This is a genomic window from Moorena sp. SIO4E2, assembly GCF_010671945.1.
GTDB classification, from domain to species: domain Bacteria; phylum Cyanobacteriota; class Cyanobacteriia; order Cyanobacteriales; family Coleofasciculaceae; genus Moorena; species Moorena producens.
Window position 1 is genome coordinate 1 of sequence record NZ_JAAHIE010000425.1, and the last position, 6,473, is coordinate 6,473.

6 protein-coding genes and 3 pseudogenes are annotated in these 6,473 nt (G+C 43.9%); 3 read left to right on the forward strand and 6 right to left on the reverse strand.

The window, feature by feature from the left end:
- The 4 genes and pseudogenes from F6K37_RS29405 to iscB all read right to left on the reverse strand — a co-directional run.
- Positions 1-285 (reverse strand): annotated as a pseudogene (locus F6K37_RS29405) (RNA-guided endonuclease InsQ/TnpB family protein); the annotation flags it as partial.
- Positions 286-400: 115 nt separating this feature from the next.
- A complete protein-coding gene (locus tag F6K37_RS29410) occupies positions 401-583 on the reverse strand; it encodes a hypothetical protein (RefSeq protein ID WP_008182453.1) in 183 nt (60 codons plus the stop codon).
- A gap of 479 nt (positions 584-1,062) precedes the next feature.
- Positions 1,063-1,311, reverse strand: a complete 249-nt coding sequence (locus F6K37_RS29415) for a hypothetical protein (protein WP_154659749.1) — start codon at positions 1,309-1,311, stop codon at positions 1,063-1,065.
- Between the two features lie 292 nt (positions 1,312-1,603).
- A pseudogene (gene iscB / locus F6K37_RS29420) lies at positions 1,604-2,212 on the reverse strand (RNA-guided endonuclease IscB); the annotation flags it as partial.
- A gap of 405 nt (positions 2,213-2,617) precedes the next feature.
- Between iscB and F6K37_RS29425 the strand changes: the two are divergent.
- The gene (locus F6K37_RS29425) at positions 2,618-3,364 is read left to right on the forward strand and encodes a 2-phosphosulfolactate phosphatase family protein (protein WP_044492687.1); all 747 of its coding nucleotides are present in this window, start codon (positions 2,618-2,620) and stop codon (positions 3,362-3,364) included.
- A gap of 102 nt (positions 3,365-3,466) precedes the next feature.
- Positions 3,467-3,682 (forward strand): hypothetical protein, encoded by a 216-nt coding sequence (locus tag F6K37_RS29430; protein WP_008182463.1) that lies wholly within the window; start codon positions 3,467-3,469, stop codon positions 3,680-3,682.
- Between the two features lie 78 nt (positions 3,683-3,760).
- Here the strand turns inward: F6K37_RS29430 and pheS are convergent, their stop codons facing one another.
- Positions 3,761-4,762, reverse strand: coding sequence for a phenylalanine--tRNA ligase subunit alpha (gene pheS / locus F6K37_RS29435; RefSeq protein WP_324293468.1), 1,002 nt, complete (start codon positions 4,760-4,762; stop codon positions 3,761-3,763).
- Between the two features lie 171 nt (positions 4,763-4,933).
- Here pheS and surE point away from each other — a divergent pair, with 171 nt between their 5' ends.
- A complete protein-coding gene (gene surE, locus F6K37_RS29440; RefSeq protein ID WP_044492659.1) occupies positions 4,934-5,746 on the forward strand; it encodes a 5'/3'-nucleotidase SurE in 813 nt (270 codons plus the stop codon).
- Positions 5,747-6,107: 361 nt separating this feature from the next.
- On the opposite strand, the pseudogene F6K37_RS29445 reads toward surE, so the two are convergent.
- Positions 6,108-6,473: pseudogene (locus F6K37_RS29445) on the reverse strand (hypothetical protein); the annotation flags it as partial.

Sequence of the window (6,473 nt, forward strand, 5' to 3'; positions counted from 1 at the left end):
TAAATCTCCCGAAGTGTTCGGATCGATGATCCAGGTTCCGGTGTGCCCCACCGTACCCAAGGCTTTTTTCAGGATGTTGACTGCGGCGTTGTGGTCTCGGTCTAATTTACAACCACATTTGCAGACGTGAGTCCTAGTTGATAGCGACTTCTTGACTACCTCGCCGCATTCTGAGCAATTTTGACTCGTATAGGCAGGATTCACTGCAACCGTGACTCTACCAAACTTCTTGCCAAAATGCTCTAACCATTTCCTAAACTGATACCAACCTGCATCGTTAATAGCTGAGGGGGCGACGAAATAAGCTAAAACGCAGACTCTATAAGTAATCTAGCCCTTAGACCTCGTTGATAATACTTTCGCTTATTAGGATTTAATTTCATTAATTCGGTTACTAATTCTAGACAAACATCCTTGATTGCTGATTCTCGACTACGATCTCCAAGATAAAATCCAACAATTTCTTTAGTTTCTTGTTCGCGTAGCGTGGCCAACGGCCATCGTTCGCGTAGCGTGGCCAACGGCCAATGGCCAACCAAATCCATTGTTTATTATCTTTTTTTGTCTTGATGCAGTCGCTCATGGTTTGAAGTTACCGTAAGACAGGCTCGCCTTAATCAATGGAGGCGCGCTTTCCGCGTGAAGAATTAAATTACGGGGTCGCGCCTCAAGTTTTAACCCTTTTTTGCATAACCTACCAACCATAAAGGCTCAACGTAATCAGGTTTCGTCTCCGGGGGAACCCCCAAGACCGCGCTGCATCGCTTTAACAAAAGACCACATTTCATCACATTCAGCGGTGCGACCCCGGTCGGGAAACCCGACCTAGGGAACGCGCACCAAGAGAATGGACATCTTACATGCACGGTTTTTCTGAAACCTTTATTTTTCGGGGGGTTTCCGCATATTTCTTATTAACATAATTCTGGAGCCATGTTTTTGAAACTCCAACTGTTCGAGCAATACCGGCTTGCATATATTTTCTCAAGTAATAGGTAATCGATTCTCTTTTTGATCGACAAGGATATCGTTTTTTTTGTCGGATTTTTTACAAACTGTCTCTTACAGTTTTTGCGGTGCGACCCCGGTCGGGTTCCCCGAAAAGCGTGAATGCGCACCAAGAGAAACAGAGATATTTTTGCTTTTTATTATGAGTGCTTCCATGTCTTGATGCAGTCGCTCATGGGGGAAACCACGCCAGTTGCTCATGGGGGGAACCCCCAAGACCGCACTGGCTCCCCAAGACCGTAATGGTGCGTTTGACCCGTAATTAAATTCGCCACGGGTCGCACCTCTGCATCGCTTTTTCACTGTTCGCTCACAATTGCAGTAAGGGCAATTGGGTCGCGTTATTAAATCTGAGACTGTATTCATTCTTACGATGGTGTATTGATAACTTGATAACGTTTTTTATAACAAAAGTTTAGCAGTTTTTTAAATATTTTTTAATTAGTAGCTTTTATTATTTAAACAATAAAAGCTACTAATTAATGATATCAAAATTACTATTTTTACATAAAAAAATGCATTATTTAATGTCAATATAATATTCTATCACTACTTATTTATCACTACCGGACTGCTTACCACAATAAGTGCATTATCTCCCCCATTTTTCAAGTAAGTACTCCCTAACTTCATAACCAGCTAGTTCCCCTTGCTGGTACTCAGTGCCATTGATTTCAGGATTTTGCATCTTTTGGGTGTCAAACTTGACTTTTTCGACCCAAATCTCATTGACAGGACAAAATTTAATTAGTCGTTTTACCCAAGTTTCAATAGTCAACACCCTGTGCTCTAGGCTAGGTGAAAGCCATCCCTCTGGACATCTACGGTTAAGAAATCGTGGCTTTCTGTATCGGGTATGACGGTTACGTCTTCCACGTCTTGCAGCTCTTCTAGACTCTAGTTTTTTCTTGATTAATCCTCCTCTGTGTTCTAATTCCATACCCTAAATAACTTGGTTGTTTTGAACTAGGGCAAATCCAGTTACCTTACTACCAGGGTCAATCTTTATTTGACAAGATGAGATAACTGGATTATCGTTCGCGCAGCGTCGGCTTTGCCGAATCGCAGTCTTTAAGATGATCGTGAAAGGATACATCCTGAAAACCGCAGCTTTACCTTTGTCTAACAACCGGCGTGCTTTCTTCGGGTAAATTGGGTTTAGTGGTTGTTTGTTTGTGTCAATAACAAATACATAATTTGGCATTTTTAGTGCATCTCAATTTGGTAATGTGTTCCGGACTTCGTCCCGCTACGCGAACGACAATGTTATAATGGCTTGTTAGGCTAACCACACATTTTGCCTTTCCTTAGTAGCTAGCGATAGAGCCGGGAGCTGGAGGTCACCCCCGGGGATCCTGACCAAACCAACGTAGGAAATCAATCCTGAGTCTGCATCTTCGCGGTTGTAATCCGGGAAATTGCCGGGAATTACCAGGCTTTAACGAAGAGGCACCTTGATTTAACCGACTAACTAATATACTATAATTTGTGGCTGTCGTGCCCGATAAATTGGGATGCCATTAGGCTGACTGGTTTAATCTTCAAGATTAATGAGGCTGGTTATGTCAACGAAAATTTCAGCAGTCCAAAAAACAACTATATCCAAGCCGTGAAGCTATCTATCTACCACACCCCGGAAGAAACTCCCACAGACACCTTGCCAGACTGTGCGATCGCAATTGATGTCCTGCGAGCCACGACTACCATGGCTACAGCTTTGAATGCTGGTGCTGAAGCCGTTCAAGTGTTCAGTGATATTGACCAGTTAATGGAAATCAGTGAACAATGGCCCACTGACAAACGGCTAAGAGCTGGGGAAAGGGGTGGTAAAATGGTAGAGGGCTGTGATCTGGGTAACTCGCCCTTGATTTGCACACCTGAGCGAGTACAGGGCAGGAGACTATTCATCAGTACCACCAACGGTACCCGTGCCTTACAGCGTGTCCAAAATTCCCCGGTAGTCCTAGCCGCCGCCTTAGTGAATCGTGTGGCAGCGGTGGAGTATTTACTGACCCACAAACCAGATAGTATTTGGCTAGTGGGGTCAGGTTGGGAAGGAGCCTACTCCCTAGAAGACACGGTTTGTGCTGGGGCGATTAGTCAAAGACTTATGGAAGAAACCGGAGACTCAGTGGATGACATTGCTGGTAATGATGAAGTAATTGGTGCGATCGCACTTTACTCCCAGTGGCAAGATAAATTACTAGAGATGTTCTATCACGCTAGTCACGGAAAACGCCTGCTGCGGCTGAATGGTCATGAAGATTTAAAGTATTGCGCTCAAACTGATGTATTAGACGCTTTACCGATTCAGAAAGAACCAGGAGTTTTGGTTAAAAACCCAGTTAACAGGTAAAATCTAGCAGATAACGAGAGCTTTTTTCTGTTTTAATTTGGGTACGGCATTATTTTTGATTTTTCAGCTAACCTCTAATGTGTTGGAATTTAATGTTTTGGCATGAGCTCACCAGAATTTAATTCTCTTAGCGAATTTTTTCAAGGACTAAGTGAACAAGACTTAGCTCAACGATTAGGAGTAGCACCAGCAACACTCCAAGAATTAAGAGATCAACCTGATTTTAAGCAGTGGAGTCAGGATAAAGACCCAGAATCAGTTTCGTGGCGATATCAGAAGGATAAGCAACGCTATATAGCAAACTTATCCTTTGGATAATTTTGGTTTACTTTGTCATGGTTTGTTTTGATTAATAATTTATAGTTTCGTCGAATCTACCAGTAACGCTAATCAACACTAAAACTGCTTCAAAAAGCGCAGATCACTGTTGTACAAGCGACGAATATCATCAATCTGGTGCAGCACCATGGCAAAACGTTCTACTCCAAAACCAGCAGCAAAACCTGTATAAATTTCAGGATCATAGCCTACAGCCTTGAGTACATTGGGGTCAACCATCCCGCAACCCATCACTTCTAACCATTTCCCCTTCCACTGCACATCCACCTCTGCTGAAGGTTCAGTGAAAGGAAAATAACTGGCACGGAAACGCACTTCTAACTCTTCCCCAAACATTGCCTCCAAAAATTCCCTAAGGGTACCTTTGAGGTCGGTAAAGGTTATCCCTTCATCCACTGCCAACAGTTCTATCTGATGGAACACTGCCGAGTGGGTAGCATCTACCGTATCCCGTCGATAAACTCGACCAGGTGCCACAATCCGAATCGGTGGCTCATGGTTTTCCATGTAGCGAATCTGTACCGAAGAGGTATGGGTACGCAGCAAATTACCATCCGGCAAGTAGAAGGTATCTTGCATATCCCGCGCCGGATGGTCAGGGGGAGTATTAAGGGCCTCAAAGTTATAGTAATCTGTCTCCATCTCTGGGCCAGTAGCAATGGTGTAGCCTAAACCAACAAAAATATCTAATGCCCGATCAATGGTGCTATTGAGAGGGTGAATGCGACCTTGGGGACGATATACCCCTGGCATAGTCACATCCAGGGTTTCTGAGCGCAATTTTGCCTGAATTTCAGCTGCTTTCAGGTCTTGGAGCCTCTGCTCTAGGTTATGCTGGAGGGTTTCTTTGACAACATTTGCGATCGCACCAATCTTAGGTCGGTCTGCTGGTGCTAACTTACCCATTCCCCGCAATATCTGAGACAGTTGCCCTTTCTTGCCTAGGTAATTAATGCGCAACTGTTCCAATTGTTCCAAGGTATCAGTAGAAGCGATCGCAATGGTTGCTTCTTCTTTGAGTGTAGCTAGTTGGGTCTCAATCTCGTTGAGGCTTGTCATCAGTAATTTTAGGTTAGTAAGAGAAGAACCGGAAACCCCTGTCATTTATGCAGGACTGTTTCATTTTACTGAAAAAATGGTCAGGTGAGTGGGGTAGATGGTCTTAGAATATATCAATTTCAGATTAGAATCGAACAGCGACTTTTATCTTTAGCTGTAGCCTCATATCCTATGAAATTGCTGATCAGCAACGATGATGGTATCTTCGCCCTTGGTGTACGTACCCTTGCCAACACCCTCGCTGAAGCGGGGCACAATGTTACCGTAGTATGTCCTGACCGAGAGCGCTCAGCAACTGGTCACGGTTTGACCCTTCATGAGCCCATCCGTGCTGAAGTTATAGATAACATCTTCCATCCCAAGGTTACTGCTTGGTCTTGTTCTGGAACCCCTTCAGACTGTGTAAAGCTGGCTTTGTGGGCATTAATGGATAGCGCACCAGATTTAGTGCTTTCTGGGATTAACCATGGTTCTAACCTGGGTACTGATGTCCTCTACTCTGGCACTGTCTCAGCCGCTATGGAAGGGTTAATCGGAGGGATTCCCAGCATTGCCTTCAGTCTAGCCACCTACACCTCAAAGGAGTTTCAAGTAGCGGCTTCATTTGCGAAAACTCTCCTAAATCAGCTGTCAGAGCAACCTTTACCAAAAACAACATTGCTCAATGTCAACGTGCCACCTGTTAAGGTCTCAGACATAGCTGGTATTGCTATAACCCGTCAAGGGGTTCGTCGTTATATCGAGAATTTTGAGAAACGAGTTGATCCCCGAGGTAAAATCTATTACTGGTTAGCTGGTGAAGTTATTGAGGATATTGAACAACCCGATCATATTCACTTACCTCAAGATATCCCTACTGATGTTCAGGCAATTCGCGACAACTACATTAGCATCACCCCTTTGCAATATAACCTCACTGATACTGCTAGGGTGTATCACTTGCAGCAGTTGAAACTGGGTCAAGATGAAGGATGTTCACCCTAGGCTTTCCTTGTAGGGTTTTATCAAGGATAAAAGATGAAGGATTAAGGATAAAGTTTTGGAAAATTTACCTTAATTTATATTGAAAAATGAGTAAATTTACTGCTTTTATACATAAATACAAGTGACCGTTTAATCCTCAAAAATAAGGTAAAAATTACCCATACTGCTACAACTTTAGTCAGCGGATTTCTATAACCATTAAAGCAGGTATTGATGAGATGCTTGGGTTTTTGTAAGACCCGTCGGCGATAGCTGAAGAAAGAAAAAGGTGAAACTAACTAGTCAACTATTTTTTTATGCAAATTTTAACTTTTGAACTTCAATGTTAAGCCTTCAGTCTTTCAACTTAAAGTTTTAGCCTTCAACCACCGCCTCGATAGTACAGTTCAAGAAAACGAAAAAACTTTTCACAGAGTTCTGGATCTCTTGCACCAACTTTTATTTCTTTAGTAATTTCTGCTACAGCCTGTTTCCAGTAGGGACGAATACCTGGGGGGTCACTACGGTTACGATATAGGCGCTTGCTGATGATAGCATCTGCCGCATTCACCAGGTGAGGCCGCTGATCCGCCGAAACGTCAGGGTTTCGGGCAATAGTCGGACGACGGTCTGCGGCAGGATCGTGACCCATTTTCCGGTTCGCACCATGCTCATGAGCGACTGGGTGTTGTGCACGGCGATGTTGGCGTCCCGCAACGCCTCCGCCGTTTCCGGTGTCTCGATCAGG

What these genes read in the sequence shown, in the direction of transcription:
- surE (WP_044492659.1), top strand. Translation starts at nt 4,934, where the DNA reads ATGAAATTGCTGATCAGCAACGATGATGGTATCTTCGCCCTTGGTGTA.
- F6K37_RS29430 (WP_008182463.1), top strand. Translation starts at nt 3,467, where the DNA reads ATGAGCTCACCAGAATTTAATTCTCTTAGCGAATTTTTTCAAGGACTA.
- pheS (WP_324293468.1), bottom strand. Translation starts at nt 4,762, where the DNA reads ATGACAAGCCTCAACGAGATTGAGACCCAACTAGCTACACTCAAAGAA.
- F6K37_RS29410 (WP_008182453.1), bottom strand. Translation starts at nt 583, where the DNA reads ATGAGCGACTGCATCAAGACAAAAAAAGATAATAAACAATGGATTTGG.